Consider the following 21,393-nt stretch of genomic DNA (forward strand, 5'->3'; position numbering starts at 1 on the left):
GGATCCGTCCAACACCCTTTCTCTATTGCATTAGTGAAAGGGTGTTTTCCTAAGTGATCGAGTTCCACCTGGACCGGGCGTCGGGCGTGGCGACGTACCTGCAGCTCGTGCACCAGGTCAAACAGGCGCTCCGGCTCGGCGGGCTGCGGCCGGGCGACCAGTTGCCCACGGCGCGCGAGGTCGTCGCCAGCCTGGCGATCAACCCCAACACCGTGCTCAAGGCGTACCGTGAGCTGGAGCGCGAGGGGCTGGTCGAGGGCAGGCCGGGGCAGGGCACGTTCGTGCGGCGGGCCATCGGCGGCGGCGCGCCGCTCGCCGAGCACCACCGGCTGCGACGCGGCCTGGAGCAGTGGGTGGGCCAGGCCCGGGAGGCCGGGCTCGACCAGGAGGACGTGCGGGCGCTGTTCGCCGCGGTGACGGCCGACGCGTTCACCGAGGGCGTCGCGTGACCCCGGTGCTGGAGACGACCGGGCTGGGCGTCCGCCACCGGCGCGCGTGGGCGCTGCGCGACTGCTCGCTGGCGCTTCCGCGAGGCCGGGTCGCCGCGCTGGTCGGCCCGAACGGCGCGGGCAAGACCACCCTCATGCACGCGGTCGTCGGGCTGCTCAGACCCGCCACTGGGTCGGTGACGGCGCGCGGCCGGGTGGCGTTCATGGCGCAGGACAAGCCGCTGTACGACGGGTTCACCGTCGCCGAGATGCTCGCGTTCGGCCGCCGCACGAATCCCGGCTGGGACGGCGAGGCCGCCGCGAGCAGGCTGGCCGCCCTCGGCATCCCGCCCGGCCGCAAGGTCGGGCGCCTGTCCGGCGGGCAGCAGGCACAGGTCGCGCTCACGCTGGCGCTGGCCCGGCGGCCCGGCCTGCTCGTCCTGGACGAGCCGCTGGCGAACCTCGACCCGCTCGCCCGGCACGACGTCATGCGGGCGATCATGGCGGAGGTGGCGGAGCGCGAGCTGACCGTGCTGCTCTCCTCCCACGTCGTGTCCGACCTGGTGGACACCTGCGACTGGCTGGTGGTGCTCAACGGCGGGCGGGTCCAGGTCAGCGGCGACATCGAGGACCTGCTGGCCGGGCACCTGGTGCTGAACGGGCCGGTCGAGCTGGCGGACGGCGTGGCGGCCGGGACGCGCGTCGTCGCGGCCGGCCGCGCAGGGCGGCGGGCCACGCTGCTCGTGCGGGGCGGGCCGGTGGCCGACCCCCGCTGGACCAGCCGCCACCCCGGGCTGGAGGAGCTGGTCATGGCCTACCTGCGCAGCCCCGAGTCGGCGGCGCTGCCCCGGCCGGCGGGGGTGGGCGGATGATCTGGCTGACCTGGCGCCAGCATCGGCCCCAGATCCTCCTCACCGCCGCCTTCCTCGCCGCGCTGGGGCTGCTGCTGCTCGGCTCCGCCGTCGAGGCGAGGCTCTACCTGGCCGAGCACGCGCCGCCCGGCTGCCCCGGGGCCGCGACCGCCTGCGGCGACCTCGCGGTGGGGCTGGCGGAGCGATACGACGCCGTCTACTCGGTCTTCGGCTGGATGCCGCTGGTGCTGCCCGCGCTGATCGGCGCCTTCTGGGGGGCGCCACTGCTCGGGCGGGAGTACGAGCGGGGCACGCACCGGCTGGCCTGGACCCAGTCGGTGCCGCCGTGGCGCTGGCTGGCGGTCAAGCTGGCCGTGCTGGGCGGCGCGGTCGTGGCCGGCGGGCTGGTCCTGTCGCTGATGGTCAGCCTGTGGCGGCCGGTGTTCCGCGACGGGATCGACTCCGCCTTCGGCAACATCGGCGTGTTCAACATGGTCGGCGTGGCCCCGGCGGCGTGGTGGCTCTACGCGTTCGCGCTGGGCACGCTGGCCGGGGCGGTGTTCCGGCGCACGCTGCCCGCGATGGCCCTGGTGGTGGCCGGGGTGGCGGCGACCATGTTCGCGCTGTTCGCGCTCAGCGACCACTACGCGGAGCCCGTACGGGCCGAGCTGACGGGCGCCGTCGTGCTCGACGACCCCGACGCCCGGCTCGTCCGCGCGGCCTGGGTGGAGCCGTCGGGCGCGGAGGTCGCCGGCCCCGCCGCCGCGGCCTGTCCGCGCCGGGTCGACACCGGGCGCAGCGGCCGCAACACCGACGCCTGGCACGCGTGCCTGTTCGCTGAGGGGTACCGGTTCGCCGTCTACTACCACCCACCGGCCAGGTTCTGGCGCTTCCAGTGGACGGAGGCCGCGATCCTGCTCACCGCCTCCGTCGCGTTCGGCGGCCTGGCCGCCCGCCGGGTCCTGCGCCGCGCCGGCGGCTAGGTCAGCAGCCGGGTGAGGACGCGGGTGCCGAACTCCAGGCCCTCCACCGGCACCCGCTCGTCCTTGCCGTGGAACATGCCGAAGTAGTCGAGGTCCGGCCGGAGCATCAGCGGCGCGAAGCCGTAGCCCCGGATGCCGATCCGGGCGAACGACTTGGCGTCGGTGCCGCCGCTCATCACGTACGGCACCGGCCGCGCCATCGGGTCCTCCGCGACGAGCGAGCCCGCCAGCTCGTCGAAGAACGACGACGGGTAAGGAGCGGCCGGAGCCTCCTCCAGGTTGACGAACTCCCGGGTGACCTTGGGGCCGAGCAGCTCGTCGATCGTGGCCAGGAACTCCTCTTGCAGGCCCGGCAGGTAGCGGCCGTCGACGTGCGCCTCGGCCGTGGCCGGCACCACGTTCACCTTGTAGCCGGCGTTCAGCATGGTCGGGTTGGCGGAGTTGCGGATCTGGCCCCTGAACAGGCCGCCCAGCGGGCCGAGCCGGGCCGCCTCCTCGTCCAGCCGGTCGAGGTCGACGGGCGTGCCGGTGATCTCCGACAGGCTCCGCAGGAGCGCCGCGACCGATGGCGTGAGCCGTACCGGCCACTGGTGGGAGGCGATCCGCGACAGGGCGTGCGCGAGGGTCGCGACCGGGTTGTCCACGGGCGGCCGGGAGCCGTGCCCCGCCACGCCGTGCGCGGTCAGCTTCATCCAGGCGGTGCCGCGCTCGCCCACCGCGATCGGGTAGACGCGGTGGTCGCCGGAGACGACGCTGAACCCGCCCGACTCGCTGATCGCCTCGGTGACGCCGTCGAACAGCTCCCGGTGCTCGGCCACCGCGTGCCGCGAGCCGTGGTCGCCGGTCGCCTCCTCGTCCGCGAGGAACGCCAGCACCAGGTCACGCCTGGGGCGCACGCCGCGCGCCGTCAGGTCGAGCACGGTGGCGAGCGTCATCGCGCACGAGCCCTTCATGTCGACCGCGCCCCTGCCGTGGACGCAGCCGTCGGCGATCTCCCCGGAGAACGGGTGCGTGCGCCACTCCGACGGGTCGGCGGGCACCACGTCGAGGTGGCCGTGGATGAGCAGCGCGTCGGGGGAGTCGCCGTCGATCCTGGCCACCACGGTCGTGCGGCGCGGCGCCGACTCGAACACCACCGGGTCCAGGCCGGCGTCGGCCAGCAGCGTGGCCACGTACTCGGCCGCCGGGCGTTCCCCCGAGCCCGGATTCGTGGTGTCGTACCTGATCAGATCCGAGCAGATCTCGGCAACGCTCTTCACTCGCGTCCCTTCAGCTTGAGCGGCGGCACCTCGGGCGTCTCGAAGCCGAGGACCTGCCCGTAGAAGGCCAGCTCGGCCTCCAGCGCCGCGACGATGGTCTCCTCCTTGCGCCAGCCGTGCTGCTCGCCCGGGAAGGTGAGCAGCGCCCACTGCCTGCCGTGGCGGTCCAGCTCGGCGACGAACCGTTCGGCCTGGCCGACGTCGACGATCGCGTCGTCCAGGCCGTGCAGCATGAGGCAGGGGCCGGACGCCCGGGCCGCGTGCAGCAGCGGCGAGCGGTCGGTGTAGCGCTGCCTGGTCTCGGGGAGCGGGCCGATCAGGCCGTCCAGGTAGCGTGACTCGAAGTCGTGCGTCTCGGCCGCCCAGCCCTCCGGGTCGGTGATCGCGTAGTGCGCGACGCCGCACGCGAAGACGTCGCTGTGCACCAGCGCCGCGACCGTGGTCCAGCCGCCGGCGCTGCCGCCGCGCACCGCGATCCGGGCGGCGTCGGCGCGGCCCGTCTCGACCAGCCCGCGCGCCACCCGGGCGCAGTCCTGCACGTCGACCACGCCCCACTGGTGGCGCAGCCGCTCACGGTAGGCCCTGCCGTAGCCGGTCGAGCCGCCGTAGTTGACCACGGCCACGCCGAGGCCCCTGCTGGTGAAGTAGGCGATCTCCAGGTCGAGCACGACCGGGCTGCTGCCGGTCGGGCCGCCGTGCACGAAGATCACGTACGGGGCGGGGCCCTGGACGCCCGCCGGCGGGTAGAGGTGCGCGTGCACGCCCTCGACGGTCACCGCCTCCGGGTCGGGCAGCAGCTCCCGGTCGGGCAGCGGCTTCGGCGCCGACACCGTCTCGCGCGTCCCGTCGCCGAGGTCGACCAGCGCCACCTCCAGCGGTGTGTACGGCGTCGCGAACACCGCCGCCGCCACGCCGTCCGCGGCCGACACGGTCGAGGCCCAGTACGTCGCGTCGCCGCCGACCTCGCGCAGGTCGCCGGTGCCGGGGTCGAGGACGCCCAGGCGGCGGTGGTCGGCGGTGCCGTACACGACGACCAGCCGGTCGCCGGCCACCGCGAACGTGCCGGCGCCCGGCTTCCACGGCGCGTGGCCGAACTCCAGCTCCACCGGCGTCAGGTTGCGCCGGCCCGAGCCGTCGCGGCGGACGAGGTGCACGTTCCACCAGCCGGTGGGGTCGGCGACCGCGTAGAGGCTGTCGTCGTCGCGCCACTCGGCCTGGGTGACCGACTCCTCCGGGCCGCCCGCCACCACCTCGTACGGCCCGGCGACGCCGTCCTCGCCGAGCGGGGCGACGCACAGCAGGGTGCCGTCCCACGGCATGGCGGGGTGGTCCCAGCCGATCCAGGCGATCTGGCCGCCACCGGGGGAGAGCCGGGGGTTCATCAGGAAGTGCTGGGCCTTGACGATCACCCGGACCGGCCCGCCGTCGAGCGGCACCGCCACCAGGTCGCGCACGTCGTCGGTCTCGCGCACCGCCCAGACCTCGTCACGTCCCGGTGGCAGGTAGAGGTCGCCGTAGCGGGAGGCGCCCTCGGGGGTCAGCGCCACCGGCTCCCCGCCGTCGAGGCGGTAGAGGCGCTGGTCGGCCCAGTTGGTGAAGACCAGTCCGCCGCCGGGCAGCGGGCGCCACGACCGGCCGCCGTACTCGACCAGGCGGTTGCGCGCGTTCCACCCGGCCGGCAGCGCGTCGGCGCGTGAGCCGTCGGGCAGCCGCCGCACCACGCAGCGCCTGCCGCCCTCGTGCGGGCGCGGCTCGTCCCACCACACCTCCACCCCGGCGGGCGTGGCCACGGCCTCCACCCACTGGGGGCCGCCATCCGTGCGTGCCACATCAATCGGTCTAATGCTCATAAGTCACCCAATGCCATCAGTTGTCGGTTACCAATTGCCGTCAGAAGGGGGCAGGGGGACCTCGGGCGGGTGCAGGACGTAGACGATGCCGCCGCTGCCGGTGCCCCTGAGCCACACGTTCTCGAACGCCGCCCGCGGATAGACCCTGCGCACCTGCCCGTCGTCCGGCGCCGCCGGATCGTTGACCACCACGTCGCCCTCGGCGGTGAACCCGGCGACGACCATGATGGCCCCGGCCGTCGAGTAGCCGGCCCCGGGCAGCTCGTGCGCCCTGAACGACAGAGACGCGATCACCGGGATGCCTGACCGGACGAACGCCTCCAGCTCCCCCGCCGAGCGGAGCCTGGTCACGAACCCGGTCAGCCCGTAGCGGCCGGCGTAGGCGACGTTGAACGGCCAGTTGCCGGTGCCCTGGTAGCTGGAGTCGTAGGTGTGCCTGGCGGCGTGGTCCACCCCTGGATGCGGGTCGCCCGCCCCCACCCAGGCCAGCTCGTCGTCGCCGGGGCCGCGCCCCCAGAAGCCGAGGACCATCGCCACCGAGGCGGGGCCGCACCAGTTGGCGCCTCCGCCGTCCCATTCGGGGTGGTGCCCGGCGTGCTCGTGCTGCGAGTGCCGGGGCACCGCCAGGTCGACGGCGGCGGCCGGACCGGAGAAGGCGGGAACGGCGGGACGCTGCGGGACCGCGGAGGCCATCACGCCGAGCGTCCCCACCCGCGCGCCCGCCCCGCACGCGGTGACCCGCACCTGGTAGGCCGTCACCGGCCGGCGCGCCACGAACGTGTCCACCGCCACGTCGCCGTCGTCGTCACCCTGGCCCGCCACGGACGTGCGCGGGTCGCCGTGCTCGGACCAGCGGCCCATCACGTACCACTTGGTGAGCGCGCCGCTCGCGGTCCTGGCCCGCAGCTCCACCTCGATCCAGCCGCCGGGCGGGGTGCGCGCCGTCCACGAGGGGACGAGCTGGGTGGCCTCGAAGCCGATCGGCTGCTCGTCGCTCGTCCACGCGGTCGCGGGCCCGGAGAGGGGCGGGGCGAAGCGGCGGAAGGCGACGCGGGCCAGGTCGACGGTGAGCACCAGGCACATTGTGGTTTGACCTGTGGTGTCGCACATCGGAAGGTTTACGTAACAGCCGGATCTGTCGGTGTCGATCATTAGTGTTCCGGCCATGACCCAAGCCGTACAGGCGTACTCCTACGCCGGGCCCTCCACGCTCACCGGTGGCCGGCTCGGCCTGTCCACCTCCGGTGGCACGGCGTTGTCCGGGGCCCCGGCCCATCCCCGGTTCTTCAGCGGGCTGCTCACCCAGGCCGCCCCGGCCGCCGCCGGCCTGCTGGCCGTGGCCGACGTGGCGCTCACCCGCTACCACCAGCCCCGTCCCGGCTGGACCCGCGACCCGGTCGTGACGTGCGACGGCGACCGGCTCAGGTTCGAGTCGTTCTCCGCCTGCGGCGGCGTCTACGCCCGGCTCGACGTGGCGGCGATCGATGGTGAGGTGCTCGACCGCGGCACCACCAACGTCGACGTCAACGGGCCGCTGCGCGAGTCGCTGGCCCGGGTCGGCGGCCGTGACCCGCTGCACCTGGGCGTCGGGCCCGACGAGCTGACCGTCACCACGCTCGACGGCGCGGTGGTGGAGAAGAAGGTGCCGCTGCCCGTCCGCTGGCTGCGCGGCTTCGCCGAGGTCCAGGTGATCGCGGCGGGTTTCGACCTGCGCGCCGAGCTGAAGGGGCCGCGGGCGGTGCGGTTCCTGCGGTCGCTGCCGCGCCGGGCCGGGGCGACCGTCTGGGCCGTGCCGTCCGGCGGCGACCTGCGGCTCGCCGCCGATCCCGGCCCCGGAGCGGTCGGCCTGTCCGGCACCGGCCGCCTCGCCACGCTGTCACCGCTGCTCAGGTTCGCCAAGGCGCTGCGGGTCTACGCCCCGGCCGCCGGCGACGGCTTCCAGGCGAGCGCGTGGGAGCTGGAGCTGCCCGGCATGCGCTACACCCTGGCCGTCTCGCCGCAGCCGTGGCGCGGATTCTCCGGCGAGGGCGCGGTCCTCGACCACCTGTCCACCGACGAGGCGGCAGGTGACGCCGACGTGGTCGGCATGCTGCTCAACTTCGAGCCGGCCGTCGAGCTCGGGCTGCTCGCCGACCGCTCCGGGCTGCCGGTCGGCCGCGTGCGCGCCGCGCTCACCCAGCTCGGCACCGCCGGCCGGGTCGGCTACGACCTGCACGATGCGTCCCACTTCCACCGGGAGCTGCCCTACGACAGGGAGCAGGTGGCTCAGCTCAACCCGCGGCTCACCGCCGCCCGCGCGCTGGCCGGGTCGGGCGCGGTCCGGCTCGACGGCGGCCTCGCCGAGGTCACCACCTCCGGCGGCGTGCGCAGGGTGCGCATCGCCGAGGGGGAGTGCACGTGCGCGTGGTGGTTCGACCACCGCGGGTCGCGCGGGCCGTGCAAGCACGTGCTGGCCGCCAGGATCGCCGCCCGCGCGCGGACGGACGCGCTCATCTGAGCCGCCCGGCCGGGGCCGCGACCCGGGTGGCGCTCCGGCCGCGGCGGCGCGGGGTGTCCGGGTTACAGGTAGAGGCCGGTCGACTCGTCGCCGGTGGCGGCCGGGGCGCGGCCCGAGCGGATCGCGTACAACTCGGCCAGCGTGGCGCCCGACGGGCCGACGCCCGTGGAGGCGCCGAGCCAGCGGACGGCCTCCTCGCGGGCCAGCGGGCCGACCTCGATCTGCGCCAGGCAGCGGCCGGGCCGCACCACGGCGGGGTGCAGGCGGGTCAGGTCCTCGTTGGTGGTGATCGCCACCAGCACGTCGCGTCCCTGGCCGAGCAGCCCGTCGGTGAGGTTGAGCAGGCGCGACAGGCCCTGGCCCGTCTGCGCCTTGGCCGCCGCGCTGATGAGCTCGTCGCAGTCCTCCAGCACGAGCAGCCGCCAGCGCTGTTGGTCCTCCTCGGTGTCGTAGCCGACCGCGACCTCCATCAGGTAGCCGGGGTCGTTGAAGAGGCGCTCGGGGTCGAGCACGCAGTCGACCTGACACCAGTCCTGCCACTGCTTGGCCAGCGAGCGCAGCAGCGTGGTCTTGCCGGTGCCGGGCGGGCCGTGCAGGAGGATGAGGCGGCCGTTGACGTCGGCGGGGGTGACGCCCATCAGGCGGTCGAGCGACTGGCGGGCCTCGGCCGAGTAGTTGCCTTCGATCTCGGCCCACGGCTGGGCGGTGATGGGTTTCTCGGAGCGGGTGGCGCCGTGGCTGGAGCGCCACCAGAAGCCCATCTCCACGTGGTCGGTGTCGGGCTCCGGCTCCTCAGCGCCGTCGATGCTCTCCTTCAGCACCGAACGGGCCAGCTCGTCGCTGACGGCGGTCACGCTGACCGTCGCCGTGCGGTTGCGGTGGCGGACGACCCGCAGGGTCCAGCCGTCACCGCAGATCAGCCGGGATTCGGGGCCGTCCTGCACCTGGGCCGTGCGCACCACGCGGCCCTGCGCCGGGCTGAGCGCCGCCTCGGTGCGTACGCGCTCCAGGCTGACCAGGCGGGACCAGGGCTGCACCCCGGTCGCGAACGGCGACAGCGCCAGTGCGTCGATGACGTCGACGGCCGAGTCGGCGTCGTCGATCCAGATGTTCATCGGGAGCTCAGGAGTCTCCGGACTGGGGAACGGCACCTCCTTAATCACAGACATGCCCCAATGATCCAGTCACCCGTCCGGTATGTCGAAGGGTTTTGCCGTATTGGTTCCACTCTGTCGGCTGAGCGAGCCGCCACGCCCGGCGTCCGGCCGGTCACGTACCGTGTGGAGGGGTGTCGTTAGCCTCGGGAAGGAAGCTGGTCCCAACGCTCCTTCAGAGGCTCCTATGCAACGACGCCGGCCGGTCAACGGAAACGAGAAGATCTCGGCACTGCTCCAGATCGACAGTGACGGCTCCTTCCTCATCGCGGGCACTCCCGCCGCCGACGGCTCCATGTTCCGGGCCGAGTTCGACGCCCGAGGCACCCTGTCACTGGTGGCGCTGGACAACCGGCAGTGGACCGAGACGAGCGTCACCGCCGGCCACGAACGCCATTCGCCCAACGGGCTGCTCTCCCTACGCACCGCGCGCTCGGCCCCGGACGGCGGCGTCGCGGCCCGTTCGGTGCTGCTGTCGACCACCGGCTTCCGGCGGGATCGCGACCTCACGATCGGCTCCGACGACACGCGTAGATGGACCGTCCAGGAGAAGTCTCCGGACGGGGGGCTCCTGAACGCCGAAGGCCGTTTCGCGCAGGGCGTCACCACACTGACGCGGCGCCGGAGCGACCGGCTCGGCAACACGCTGTGGTCCGAGGACAGCGAGACCACCTACGACGAGCCGCGAAGCCCACGGGGCGTGGGCGGTTCCGGGAAGCGGAGTGCGGGAGCGGCGGGGAAGCGGAGTGCCGGAGCCGGGAAGACGACCAGGGTCCGGGTCACCGACGCCGCCGGCGCGTCCCTCGAAGGCAAGCAGGTGGTGTTCGCCACCGACGACGGGTTCCGCAAGGTGAACACGATCAACGGTGATCTCGTCGTCGGCAGCACGGTGGAGGAGTCGACGACCGTCGATACCGATGGCACCAGTACCACGATCAGGGTCGAAACGTTCCCTGACGGCAGCCAGAGGATCACCACCATCACCGAGACCGGCGGCGGCCCCCTGTACGAACCGGACATCCCCAGCAGTCGCGAGACCACGATCACCGCCATCTCGTCGGACGGCACGTCGGCGGTGGTGTACCACGAGCTCACCCAGAGCAGTACGAACGAATCCACCGGCACGAGCTCCGGATACTGGGAGCTGACCTACACCGACGACCAGGGCCAGACCTTCAGCGAGCGCAGCGGCTGGGCCGTCGACGCGAACGGCAACTACAGCAAGACCGTCGAACGCACCACCCCCGACGGCACGACGACCGTCACCACCACGACGATCGACGCGAACGGAGTGGGCACGGAGACGACGACCGTCTACCACCCCGACGGCACGCAGACCACGACCACCACGCAGATCGGCCAGCCGGCACCCGAACCCAGCCCTGGAAGCGAGTCCGGATCCGGCTCCTCCGGCGGCGGCACTGGAGGAGGCGGCGGCGATGGCGGCGGTGGCGGTGAGGGCGGCGCGTCCGGATCGGGCGGTGGTTTCGGGGGAGGTTTCGGCGGGGGCGGCGGTGACGGCTTCGGCTGCAAGGACGACTGCTGCGACGACGACGGCGACTCGGAGGAGTGCCCGCCGAGGATGAAGGAGGCCAGTCGCACCCTGCCCGACTTCACGGCGGGCGTCTTCGACGCCCTCGACGGCGTCCGGGCATCGACCGCCGGTGGCGGGGGCGCTCCGGCCGAGGGGATGGTGGCGGGCATGCGCCAGCGGGCTCTGCTCGCCCGCAACGGCCACCGCAGGTCCGGCGGCACCACCATCCCGATCGGCGCCCCGCTCGCGGAGGCCGTCACACGCGCCGCCGATCACCTGCGCGCCGGCCCCGGCCAGGACGGCGCGCGAGCCGCCCGAGAGTGCGTCGACCATGCCGCGGCGCTCATCCTGGCCATCGCACAGTCGGGAACGGTGGATCCGACGGTGATCAGCACCGCCCGGCTCGCCTGCCGGCGGTTCGCCGACCGCGTCGACCGCGTCCTGTCCAGGCACCGCTAGGAGAGCACCGTCTAGGAGAGCACCGTCTAGGAGAGCACCGTCGCTCCTGCGACGAGCCGCTGGGACCGGGCTCAGGGCAGGGGAGCCGGGCCGCTTCTGGTCAGCTCCCCTTTGCTCCTCCCGCCCAGCGGCATGGTCAGCTCGTAGTCGGCCCTGTCGTCGTCCTTGTGCTTCAGCGACACGGTGATGCCGCCCGCGGACTCGATGATCGCGCACGTGCCGCCCAGCCCGGAGAGGCCGAACGTCAGGGTCGGGCCGGACAGGCCCTTCGTCGTGAGTGTGCCCTTCGCGCAGGCGGGATCCTCGCCGGGGGAGTCCCAGACCCCCGTGGTGTCGCCCTGCCGCAGGGTGATCGTGACGGGTTCGTCGTCGAACTCGGTGCCGAGGACGTCCCCGTCGGCCGTGCCCTTCCAGGTGCCCGCGAACGCGGCCGGGATCCGCACCGCGCCCTCGGCGGCCGTCGAAGCCGGGGGCGAGGCGGAGCCCCGGTCGCCGGGGCCCGTCGTCGGCGGGCTCGCCGGAGCCGTCGAGGCAGCCGAAGCCCCTTGATCCGCCGGGTCGGCCGAGGTGGAGGTCGAGGGCTCGGCGGTCGTCCACGCGGCAGGAAGGAGCGAGCCGCGGCCGAACCAGAGGATCGCGCCGCCCGCCGCCAGGGCCACCACGACCGCCAGCACGCCGATCAGCACGCCACGCGCCCGCCCTGACGGTCGGCCGGCGCCTGCCGGATGGCCGGACCCGGTGCCCGGCAGTCCTGGCCTCTCGCCCAGGCGCGGGCCGGTGGGAGCGGACGGAAAGGCCGCGATCGGGGTGCCGCCGGTTCCGCCGGGAGTGGGGTGGACCAGGGTGACCATCAGGTCGCGGGCCGAGGGACGGCGGGACGGGTCCTTGGACAGGGACGCCGCGATCGGGTCACGCAGGCGCGGCGGCAGCGAGGACAGGTCGGGCTCGGTGTGCAGGACCCGGTGCAGCACCGCGGGCACCGTGTCGGCCCCGAACGGGGACCGGCCCGTGGCGGCGAACACCATCGTCGACGCCCACGCGAACACGTCGGAGGCCGCCGAGGCAGGGGAGCCGCCGATCTGCTCCGGCGCCAGGTAGGCCGGGGTGCCGATCAGCCCCGAGGTGAGCGTCGCCGCGCCTTCCGCTCTGGCGATGCCGAAATCCACCACGCGCGGCCCGTCGGGGCCGAGCAGCACGTTCGCCGGCTTGAAGTCGCGGTGCACGACCTCGGCGGCGTGGATGGCGGCCAGCGCGGTCGCGGTGCCCACCACCAGACGTTCGAGCTCGCCGCCGCGGAGCGGCCCGCGCTCGCTCACCCGGCCGGCCAGCGACGGGCCGTCGACGAACTCGCTCACCACGTACGGGCGCGGCCCGTCCGTCGAGGCGTCGAGCACGCGGGCCGTGCAGAAGGAGGCGACGCTCTCCAGCGCGTCGAGCTCGCGCGCGAGCCGGGCCCGGGTCTCGGCGTCGCCCGTGCTCAGCAGCTTGACCGCGACCGGCTCGCCGTCGGGCCCGTGGGCCAGGTAGACGACGCCCTGACCGCCCTCGCCGAGGCGTCCGGCCAGGCGGTAGGCGCCCAGTGCCGCCGGATCGTCAGGCGTCAGGGGGATCACCATGGCGCCACGTTATCGGTCTTCACCCGGTACGACGACAGGCCCGATCGCTCACGTCTCCTCCTGGTACGCCTGACACAGCGGTAACGCCGCACTGACCAGGCCATGACAGATTCGTACGAATAGTGGCGGTTTCGCACGGATCGATTAGCGTTGATCGAGTGCGGACCATTGACTGGGTGGACGGAGCGATCGAGCTGGTCGACCAGACGCGGCTGCCCGACGAGTACGTCACGGTCAGGATCTCCACCGTCGACGAGCTGATCGACGCGATCCGGCGGCTGGCCGTGCGAGGGGCGCCCGCGCTCGGCGTCGCGGGCGCGCTCGGCGTCGTGCTGGCCGGAGACGACCAGGACGCCATCGCCAGGTTGCGAGCCGCCAGGCCCACGGCCGTGAACCTCGCCTGGGGCGTCGACCAGGCCGCCGCCTGGCTGCGCCAGGGCCCCGAGGCGGTGCTGGAGACCGCGCTGCGCATCCGCGACGAGGACATCGCCGCCTGCGTGGCCATGGGCGAGCGCGGCGCCGACCTCCTCGAGGGCGACCGGCTGCGGATCATGACGCTCTGCAACACCGGCGGGCTGGCCGCCGTCGAGCGGGGCACCGCGCTCGGCGTCGTCCAGACACTGCACGAGCGCGGGCGGATGGCCGAGGTGCTCGCCCTGGAGACCCGGCCGCTGCTGCAGGGGGCCAGGCTGACCACCTGGGAGCTCGGCAGGATGGGGGTGCCGCACCGGCTCGTCGCCGACTCGGCGGGACCGTACCTCCTGGCCAGGGGCGGCGTCGACGCGGTGCTCATCGGCGCCGACCGGATCGCCGCCAACGGCGACACCGCCAACAAGATCGGCTCCTACTCGCTCGCGCTCGGCGCGCAGCGTGCCGGAGTGCCGTTCTACGTGGTCGCGCCCGAGACGACGATCGACTTCGCCACGCCGACCGGCGAGCAGATCGAGATCGAGGACAGAGGCCCCGCCGAGGTCGTCACGATCAGAGGCGTACGGCTCACGCCGGAGGGCACCGATGCGGCGAATCCGGCGTTCGACGTGACGCCGCACGACCTGATCACGGCGATCATCACCGACAAACGGGTCATCAGACCGTAGACGAAATAGCTGAATTCCGGGACCACTCCGCACAGGCCGCGTTACGCTCAGTCGTCACAATCCCGACCCCCGGAGAGCATACGGTGGCCGACCTCGTATCCCGGCGTGACTGGAACGCCCGCGCGCCTCGCGGTGACTACACACAGCTCGACTCGACCAGAGGCGTCAAAGTCCACTACACCGGAGGCAGGGTCGACCCTGGCATCGTCGGAGACCACAACGGCTGCGTCTCTCTGGTGCAGTCGATCCAGCGCGGTCACATGGACGGCAACGGCTGGATGGACATAGGCTATTCTTTCGTGGCTTGTCCACACCGGAAGGTCTTCGTGGGCAGGGGATTGCACCATTTACCGGCGGCCAACGGCGCCGGGCTCAACGTCGGCCACTACGCGGTGCTTGGGCTGGTCGGCAACGCCGGGCTGGTGCAGCCGCCCGACGGGATGCTGCACGGCATCCTCGACGCGATCGACCACGTGCGCGAGCGCGGCGACGCCGGCAAGGAGATCAAGGGACACCGCGACGGCTACGCGACCGACTGCCCGGGCGAGGCGCTGTACGCCTGGGTGCGCCGGGGCGCGCCGAGGCCCGGCGGCGGTGGCACCACCCCGCCGGAGACGCCCCCTTTTCCCGGCAGACTGCTGAAGTACCCGCCGATCATGCGCGGTGAGGACGTCCGCACCTGGCAGGCCCAGATGCGCACGCGTGGCTGGGAGCTGGAGGCCGACGGCGCCTACGGGCCCGGCTCGCGCGACGTGTGCCGCCGGTTCCAGCGCCAGCAGCGCGTCCAGGCCGACGGCATCGTGGGCCCCACCACCTGGCGGCTGTCCTGGGAAGCGCCGATGCCCTGATCTTGGCCGGCGCTTGACCTGGGGCCACCCCCGGTTCCCGTCGGCTGCCAGTCGCCGCTTACTATCCGTTTCATGGATCTGGCAGCGGATTTCCCTTCCACCACTCGCGACGACTGGCGGGCGCTCGCGCTCGGGGTCCTGCGCAAGTCCGGGGTCGAAACCGAGTCGCCGGAGCGCGCGCTGTCCACTCCGACCTACGACGGGGTGACCCTCGCGCCGCTCTACGACGCCGCCGACCTGCCCGGCGCGCCGCCGTTCGCGAGAGGCGCGCGGACCACCACGGGCTGGGACGTACGCCAGCGGCACGCCGTGGCCGACCCCGAGGCGGTGCTGGCCGACCTGGACAACGGCGTGACGTCGCTCTGGCTGGTGGCCGGTGACGGCGCGATCCCGGTGGGCGAGCTGTCCAGGGTGCTGCGGGGCGTCTACCTCGACCTGGCGCCGGTCGTCCTCGACGCCGGCGCCGCCACCGCCGAGGCCGCGGAGATCCTGTTCGCACTGGCCGCCGAGCGTGGCACCCCGCCCTCGGGCAACCTCGGGGCCGGTGCCGCCCGGCCCGACGTGGCGACCGCGCTGGCCCTGCGGTGCGTGGCCGAGTTCCCGGGGCTGCGGGCCATCACCGTCGACGCCACCCCCTACCACGACGCGGGCGGGAGCGACGCCGACGAGCTCGGCTGCTCGATCGCGCTGGCCGTCGGCCACCTGCGGGCACTGACCGAGGCGGGGCTCACCGTCGGGCAGGCGCTCGGTCAGCTGGAGTTCCGCTACGCCGCCACCGCCGACCAGTTCGCCACCATCGCCAAGTTGCGCGCGGCGCGCAAGCTGTGGGCACGGGTCGCCGAGGCGTGCGGGGGCCAGGGCGAGCAGCTGCAGCACGCGGTGACCAGCTCGGCCATGATGACCGCGCGCGACCCCTACGTGAACATGCTGCGCACCACCCTGGCCTGCTTCGCCGCCGGCGTGGGCGGCGCCGACGCGGTGACCGTGCAGCCGTTCGACGCCCGGCTCCGCCTGCCCGACGCGTTCTCCCGCCGGATCGCCCGCAACACCCAGGCGCTGCTGCTGGAGGAGTCGGGGGTCGGCAGGGTGATCGACCCGGCGGGCGGCTCCTGGTACGTCGAGCGGCGCACCGCCGACCTGGCCGAGCGGGCCTGGGCGTGGTTCCAGGAGATCGAGGCCGCGGGCGGCATGGAGGCGGCCGGGCCGCTGGTGGCCGAGCGGGTCGCCGCGACCAGGGAGCGCCGGGCCGCTGACATCGCGCACCGCCGGTTCCCGATCACCGGCGTGAGCGAGTTCCCCGACCTCGGGGAGAAACCGCTCAGCCGTCCCACCGCGCAGGCCGGAACCTCCGCGCAGGCCGGGTCGGCCGCGCCCGTCGAGTCCGGAGGGCCCGTCGAGTCCGGAGGGCCCGCCGAGTCCGGAGGGCCGGCGTCCGGTCTGCCGCGCATCACCTACGCCGAGGAGTTCGAGCGGCTGCGCGACCTCGCCGACGCGCGGCCCGAGCGGCCCAAGGTGTTCCTGGCCACGATCGGCCCGGTCGCCGCCCACACCGCGCGCGCCTCGTTCGCCGCCAACCTGTTCCAGGCGGGCGGCCTGGCCACCGAGACCGCCGGGCCCGGGGTCGACCCCGAGCAGATCGCCACCGCCTTCGCCGTCAGCGGCACCACGGTCGCCTGCCTGTGCTCCAGCGACAAGCTCTACGCCCAGCACGCCGAGGCGGTAGCGGCCGCGCTGAGACGGGCGGGCGCGCACAGGATCTGGCTGGCGGGGAAGGGTGACTACGACGGTGTGGACGCCCGCCTGCACGCCGGCTGCGACGTGCTCGACGTGCTCCGCACGACCTTCGACGACCTGGAGGTTGCCCGATGATCCCCGACTTCACCGGCATCCCGCTGGACGGCCGCGCCCCGGCGGGGCCGCGGGACGCGCCCGAGGGCTCCGAGGGTCCCGAGGGTCCCGAGGGTGAGGTGTGGGAGACGCCCGAGGGCATCGGGGTCAAGCCGCTCTACACGGCCGGCGACCTGGACGGGCTCGACTTCCTGGAGACCTATCCGGGTGCCGCCCCGTTCCTGCGGGGCCCCTACCCGACCATGTACGTCAACCAGCCGTGGACCATCCGCCAGTACGCCGGCTTCTCCACGGCCGAGGACTCCAACGCCTTCTACCGGCGCAACCTCGCGGCCGGGCAGAAGGGGCTCTCGGTGGCCTTCGACCTGGCCACGCACCGGGGCTACGACTCCGACCACCCGCGCGTCGCGGGCGACGTGGGCATGGCGGGGGTGGCGATCGACTCGATCTACGACATGCGGCAGCTGTTCGACGGGATCCCGCTCGACCGGATGTCGGTGTCGATGACCATGAACGGCGCCGTGCTGCCGATCCTGGCGCTCTACATCGTGGCGGCCGAGGAACAGGGGGTGGCGCCGGAGCAGCTGGCCGGGACCATCCAGAACGACATCCTCAAGGAGTTCATGGTCCGCAACACCTACATCTATCCGCCCGCCCCATCGATGCGCATAATTTCGGATATTTTCGCTTATACGAGCGAAAAGATGCCGAAGTTCAACTCGATCAGCATCTCCGGCTACCACATCCAGGAGGCCGGGGCCACGCTCGACCTGGAGCTGGCCTACACGCTGGCCGACGGCGTCGAGTACCTCCGGGCGGGCGTCGCCGCCGGGATGGACATCGACCGGTTCGCGCCCCGCCTGTCGTTCTTCTGGTGCATCGGCATGAACTTCTTCATGGAGGTCGCCAAGCTGCGCGCCGCGCGGCTGCTGTGGGCCAGGCTGGTCTCCGGGTTCGGCGCGAAGAACCCCAAGTCGCTGTCGCTGCGTACGCACTCGCAGACGTCCGGCTGGTCGCTCACCGCCCAGGACGTCTTCAACAACGTCGCCCGCACCTGCGTCGAGGCCATGGCCGCCACCCAGGGCCACACCCAGTCGCTGCACACCAACGCCCTGGACGAGGCGCTGGCGCTGCCCACCGACTTCTCCGCGCGCATCGCCCGCAACACCCAGCTGCTGCTGCAGCAGGAGTCGGGCACCACCCAGGTGATCGACCCGTGGGGCGGCTCCTACTACGTCGAGCGCCTCACCCACGACCTGGCCGAACGCGCCTGGGCCCACATCGAGGAGGTCGAGGCCGCAGGCGGGATGGCCCAGGCCATCGAGGCCGGCCTGCCCAAGCTGCGCATCGAGGAGGCCGCGGCCCGCGCCCAGGCCCGCATCGACTCCGGGCGGCAGCCGGTGATCGGCGTCAACAAGTACCGTCCCGACGCCGACGAGCCGATCGACGTGCTCAAGGTCGACAACAGCGCCGTCCGCGCCCAGCAGCTCGACAAGCTGCGCCGGCTGCGCGCCGAACGCGACGACGCCGCCGTCGGCCGCGCGCTCGACGCTCTCACCAAGGCCGCCGACAACCCCACCCCCGGGCTCGACCACAACCTGCTCAAGCTCGCGGTCGACGCCGCCCGCGCCAAGGCCACGGTGGGCGAGATCTCCGACGCGCTGGAGCGGGTGTTCGGCCGGCACGCCGGTCAGGTCCGTACGATCTCGGGGGTGTACCGCGACGAGGCGGGTCCCGCCGACGGGATCGAGAGCGCGCGCCGGGCGTGCGCCGACTTCGAACGTGACGAGGGCCGGCGCCCGCGCATCCTGGTGGCCAAGATGGGCCAGGACGGCCACGACCGCGGCCAGAAGGTGATCGCCACGGCCTTCGCCGACCTCGGCTTCGACGTGGACGTCGGCCCGCTGTTCCAGACGCCCGAGGAGGTCGCGCGCCAGGCCGTCGAGGCCGACGTGCACATCGTCGGCGTCTCCTCGCTGGCGGCCGGGCACCTCACGCTGGTGCCCGCGCTCAGGCAGGCCCTGGCCGAGCTGGGCGCCGAGGACGTGATGATCGTGGTCGGCGGCGTCATCCCGCCGGGAGACTTCGACGAGCTGCGCGCGGCGGGCGCCTCGGCGATCTTCCCGCCGGGCACCGTGATCGCCGACGCGGCCCTCGACCTGCTCCGGGAGCTTGCGGCCCGGCTGGGACACTAGTCCGGTGCGGTCGCTCGAAGACTACGTCCAGGGCGTCAAGGACGGCTCCCGCGCCTGGATCGCCCGCGCGATCACCCTGGTGGAGTCGACCAGGCCCGACCACATGGCGCTGGCCCAGCGGCTGCTCGTCGAGCTCACCCCGATGTCCGGCGCGGCCCGCCGGGTGGGCGTCTCGGGCGTGCCCGGGGCCGGCAAGTCCACCTTCGTCGACTCGCTCGGCACCCTGCTGACCGGTCAGGGGCACCGGGTGGCCGTCCTGGCCGTCGATCCCTCGTCCACCAGGACGGGCGGCAGCATCCTCGGCGACAAGACCCGCATGTCGCGCCTGTCGGTCGACCCGGCCGCCTTCATCCGGCCCTCGCCCACCTCGGGCACCCTCGGCGGCGTCACCAAGGCCACCCGGGAGGCGATGGTGGTGGTCGAGGCGGCCGGCTACGACGTCGTGCTGGTCGAGACCGTGGGCGTCGGCCAGTCGGAGACCTCGGTCGCCGACATGGTCGACACGTTCCTGCTGCTCACCCTGGCCCGCACCGGCGACCAACTGCAGGGCATCAAGAAGGGCGTGCTGGAGCTGGCCGACGTCATCGCGGTCAACAAGGCCGACGGCGAGCACGAGCCCGCCGCGCGCAAGGCGGCGCGCGAGCTGGCCGGGGCGCTGCGGATGCTCCGCTCGGACAGCACGCCGCCCCCGGTGCTCACCTGCAGCGGTCTCACCGGCGCGGGCCTGCCCGAGCTCTGGCGTCAGATCCTGGCCCACCAGGAGAGCCTCGACCTGGCGGCCAGGCGCCGCCGTCAGCAGGTGCAGTGGACCTGGACCCTGGTGCGCAACCGGCTGCTCTCGGAGCTGCGCGACGACCCGGCGGTGCGGGCCATCGGCGGGCAGGTGGAGGAGGAGGTGCTCGCGGGCACCCTGACCCCCGCCCTGGCCGCCGACCGCCTGCTGGCCGCCTTCGAGCGTCCCGCCCGCCGCGACGCGACGGGGGAAGGTCAGGCGGAGGTGTCGTAGAAGGAGTCGAGCGTGCCGCCGTAGCGCGACTCGACCGCCTTGCGCTTGATCTTGAGGCTGGGCGTGAGCTCGCCCGACTCGACCGTGAAGTCGTCGGTCAGGATGGCGAACTTCTTGATCGTGGAGTAGCTGGCCTCTCCGTCGTTGACCTGGGCGACCGCCTTCTCGACCTCGGCGAGCATCCGCGGGTGCTCACGCAGCGCCTCGGCGTCGGCCGGCAGTCCCTCGGCCTCGGCCCACGGCCTGACCACCTCCATGTCGAGGGTCACCAGCGCCGTGCAGTAGTTGCGCCGGTCGCCGTGCACGAACACGTGCGACAGGAAGGGGCAGGCCGCCTTGATCCGGCCCTCCAGATAGGAGGGGGCGACGTACTTGCCGCCCGAGGTCTTGATCAGCTCCTTCTTGCGGTCGGTGATCGTCAGGCGGCCCTCGGCGTCGAGCTCGCCGATGTCGCCGGTGCGCAGCCAGCCGTCCTCCAGCGCCTCCGCGGTCTCCTCGGGCAGGCCGTGATAGCCGCGCATGACGCCGCGCCCGCCGATCAGCACCTCTCCGTCCTCGGCGATGCGCACCGTCGTGCCGGGCAGCGGCGGCCCGACCGTGCCGAACTTCACCGAGTCGGGCCGGTTGAGGAAGCTGCCCGCCGACGACTCGGTGAGCCCGTAGCCCTCCAGGATCGTCAGGCCGGCGGCGTCGAAGAACTCGGCGATGTCCTGGGACAGCGGCGCCGCCCCCGAGATGAAGAAGCGGATCCGCCCGCCGAAGCGGGCCCGCAGCTTGCTGAAGACCAGCCGGTCGGCCAGGGCGTATTCCAGGCGGGTGGTCAGCGGGATGGCCTTGCCGTGCTGGCGGGCCCGCACCACCCGGATGCCGGTCGCCCGCGCCCAGGTGAAGATCTTCAGCTTGGCGCCGCCCTCGCGCTGCTGGGTGGCGGCCACGGTGTTGTGGATCTTCTCGAAGATGCGCGGCGCGGCGGCCATGAAGGTGGGCCGGAGCACGCCCATGTTCTCGGCGATCTTGTCGAGGCGGCCGTCGATCGCGGTCGGCACGCCGCTGTCGATCATCACGACCTCGAGCAGCTTGCCGAACGAGTGGGACAACGGCAGCCACAGGAAGTGCAGGTCGTCGCCGGACAGCAGGCCCAGCTCGCGCACCGCGCCGCCCGCGTAGAGCCAGTTGTCGTGGGTCAGCTCCACGCCCTTGGGCCGGCCGGTCGTGCCGGAGGTGTAGATGAGCGTGGCCAGGTCGTCCTGAGCGATGGCGTCGACCATCGCGTCGTAGTCGCCCTCGCCGCTCACCGAGTCGAAGCGCAGCACCCAGCCGTCGTCGCTGGGCGTGCCGTCGATCACCAGGACGTGCGTGACGCCGGGCAGCTCCTTCTGCACCGACCTCAGCTTGGCCACCTGGTCGTCGTCCTCGGCGATGACGATCGTGCTGCCCGAGTCGGTGATGACGAACGCCGACTCGTCCGCCGTGTTGGACGGGTAGATCGTGGTGGTGGCCGCGCCGGTGGACAGCACCGCCAGGTCGGCGAGGATCCATTCGAGCCTGGTGGAGCTGAGGATGGAGACCCGGGTGCCGGAGCCCGCGCCGAGCCCGGCCAGGCCCAGCGCCAGCGCGCGGACCCGTTCGCCCACCTCCCGCCAGGACAGCGAGGTCCAGCCGTCGGCCGAAGGGGTGCGATAGGCCTCGGCGTCGGGGGTTGCCGCGATCCGGTCGCGCAGCAGGGACGGAATGCTCGACATGCCTGTCCTCCTGGGAGTGGTGCTGC

General features: G+C 73.2%; 16 protein-coding genes. 10 read left to right on the plus strand and 6 right to left on the minus strand.

The genetic code is table 11. From position 1 onward, the window contains the following. The first annotated feature begins 53 nt into the window (after nucleotides 1-53). Genes IEY82_RS18060 through IEY82_RS18070 form a run of 3 tightly spaced genes read left to right on the plus strand, consistent with a single transcriptional unit; the run spans nucleotide 54 to nucleotide 2,262 of the window. Nucleotides 54-449: a GntR family transcriptional regulator gene (locus IEY82_RS18060; protein WP_189125313.1), complete on the plus strand. Its 396-nt coding sequence runs from the start codon at nucleotides 54-56 to the stop codon at nucleotides 447-449. After that, nucleotides 446-1,300, plus strand: a complete 855-nt coding sequence (locus IEY82_RS18065) for an ABC transporter ATP-binding protein (protein ID WP_189125314.1) — start codon at nucleotides 446-448, stop codon at nucleotides 1,298-1,300. Before IEY82_RS18060 ends, IEY82_RS18065 begins: the two co-directional genes overlap by 4 nt. After that, the gene (locus IEY82_RS18070; RefSeq protein WP_189125315.1) at nucleotides 1,297-2,262 is read left to right on the plus strand and encodes an ABC transporter permease; all 966 of its coding nucleotides are present in this window, start codon (nucleotides 1,297-1,299) and stop codon (nucleotides 2,260-2,262) included. The genes IEY82_RS18065 and IEY82_RS18070 overlap by 4 nt, the downstream gene beginning before the upstream one ends. On the opposite strand, the gene IEY82_RS18075 is transcribed toward IEY82_RS18070, so the two are convergent. The 3 genes from IEY82_RS18075 to IEY82_RS18085 are packed head-to-tail and all read right to left on the minus strand — an operon-like array spanning nucleotide 2,259 to nucleotide 6,454. Next, entirely contained in the window at nucleotides 2,259-3,521 is a 1,263-nt protein-coding gene (locus IEY82_RS18075; protein WP_225262934.1) for a M20/M25/M40 family metallo-hydrolase, read from the minus strand. The genes IEY82_RS18070 and IEY82_RS18075 overlap by 4 nt on opposite strands. Continuing rightward, nucleotides 3,518-5,350, minus strand: coding sequence for a S9 family peptidase (locus IEY82_RS18080; protein ID WP_225262937.1), 1,833 nt, complete (start codon nucleotides 5,348-5,350; stop codon nucleotides 3,518-3,520). The genes IEY82_RS18075 and IEY82_RS18080 overlap by 4 nt, the downstream gene beginning before the upstream one ends. A gap of 48 nt (nucleotides 5,351-5,398) precedes the next feature. Next, nucleotides 5,399-6,454 carry a C39 family peptidase gene (locus IEY82_RS18085; protein WP_189125317.1) on the minus strand — a complete coding sequence of 352 codons (1,056 nt, stop codon included), beginning with the start codon at nucleotides 6,452-6,454 and terminating at the stop codon, nucleotides 5,399-5,401. Between the two features lie 82 nt (nucleotides 6,455-6,536). On the opposite strand from IEY82_RS18085, the gene IEY82_RS18090 reads away from it, so the two are divergent. Beyond that, on the plus strand, nucleotides 6,537-7,868 hold the full coding sequence (locus tag IEY82_RS18090; RefSeq protein WP_189125318.1) for an SWIM zinc finger family protein: 1,332 nt from the start codon (nucleotides 6,537-6,539) through the stop codon (nucleotides 7,866-7,868). Between the two features lie 62 nt (nucleotides 7,869-7,930). Here the strand turns inward: IEY82_RS18090 and IEY82_RS18095 are convergent, their stop codons facing one another. After that, a complete protein-coding gene (locus IEY82_RS18095) occupies nucleotides 7,931-9,037 on the minus strand; it encodes a DUF5925 domain-containing protein (RefSeq protein WP_225262939.1) in 1,107 nt (368 codons plus the stop codon). Nucleotides 9,038-9,209: 172 nt separating this feature from the next. On the opposite strand from IEY82_RS18095, the gene IEY82_RS18100 reads away from it, so the two are divergent. Continuing rightward, nucleotides 9,210-11,015: a hypothetical protein gene (locus tag IEY82_RS18100; RefSeq protein ID WP_189125319.1), complete on the plus strand. Its 1,806-nt coding sequence runs from the start codon at nucleotides 9,210-9,212 to the stop codon at nucleotides 11,013-11,015. Between the two features lie 71 nt (nucleotides 11,016-11,086). On the opposite strand, the gene IEY82_RS18105 is transcribed toward IEY82_RS18100, so the two are convergent. After that, complete coding sequence (locus IEY82_RS18105; protein WP_189125320.1) at nucleotides 11,087-12,631, minus strand: serine/threonine protein kinase; 1,545 nt, start codon at nucleotides 12,629-12,631, stop codon at nucleotides 11,087-11,089. 158 nt (nucleotides 12,632-12,789) lie between these two features. On the opposite strand from IEY82_RS18105, the gene mtnA reads away from it, so the two are divergent. From mtnA to meaB, 5 genes are all read left to right on the plus strand, one after another. Continuing rightward, nucleotides 12,790-13,728 carry an S-methyl-5-thioribose-1-phosphate isomerase gene (gene mtnA / locus IEY82_RS18110; protein ID WP_189125321.1) on the plus strand — a complete coding sequence of 313 codons (939 nt, stop codon included), beginning with the start codon at nucleotides 12,790-12,792 and terminating at the stop codon, nucleotides 13,726-13,728. 83 nt (nucleotides 13,729-13,811) lie between these two features. After that, nucleotides 13,812-14,576, plus strand: coding sequence for a peptidoglycan recognition protein family protein (locus IEY82_RS18115; protein ID WP_189125322.1), 765 nt, complete (start codon nucleotides 13,812-13,814; stop codon nucleotides 14,574-14,576). Between the two features lie 72 nt (nucleotides 14,577-14,648). Continuing rightward, nucleotides 14,649-16,445 carry a methylmalonyl-CoA mutase family protein gene (locus IEY82_RS18120; RefSeq protein WP_189125323.1) on the plus strand — a complete coding sequence of 599 codons (1,797 nt, stop codon included), beginning with the start codon at nucleotides 14,649-14,651 and terminating at the stop codon, nucleotides 16,443-16,445. After that, a complete protein-coding gene (gene scpA / locus IEY82_RS18125; RefSeq protein ID WP_189125324.1) occupies nucleotides 16,442-18,619 on the plus strand; it encodes a methylmalonyl-CoA mutase in 2,178 nt (725 codons plus the stop codon). The genes IEY82_RS18120 and scpA overlap by 4 nt, the downstream gene beginning before the upstream one ends. Nucleotides 18,620-18,623: 4 nt before the next feature. Beyond that, nucleotides 18,624-19,625, plus strand: a complete 1,002-nt coding sequence (gene meaB, locus IEY82_RS18130) for a methylmalonyl Co-A mutase-associated GTPase MeaB (RefSeq protein ID WP_189125325.1) — start codon at nucleotides 18,624-18,626, stop codon at nucleotides 19,623-19,625. Here meaB and IEY82_RS18135 read toward each other — a convergent pair. Further along, nucleotides 19,607-21,367, minus strand: a complete 1,761-nt coding sequence (locus IEY82_RS18135; RefSeq protein ID WP_189125326.1) for an AMP-dependent synthetase/ligase — start codon at nucleotides 21,365-21,367, stop codon at nucleotides 19,607-19,609. The two genes, meaB and IEY82_RS18135, sit on opposite strands and share 19 nt — an antisense overlap. Nucleotides 21,368-21,393: the final 26 nt, after the last annotated feature.

The sequence above is a fragment of the Nonomuraea cavernae genome (genome assembly GCF_014646355.1).
GTDB classification, from domain to species: Bacteria; Actinomycetota; Actinomycetes; order Streptosporangiales; family Streptosporangiaceae; genus Nonomuraea; species Nonomuraea cavernae.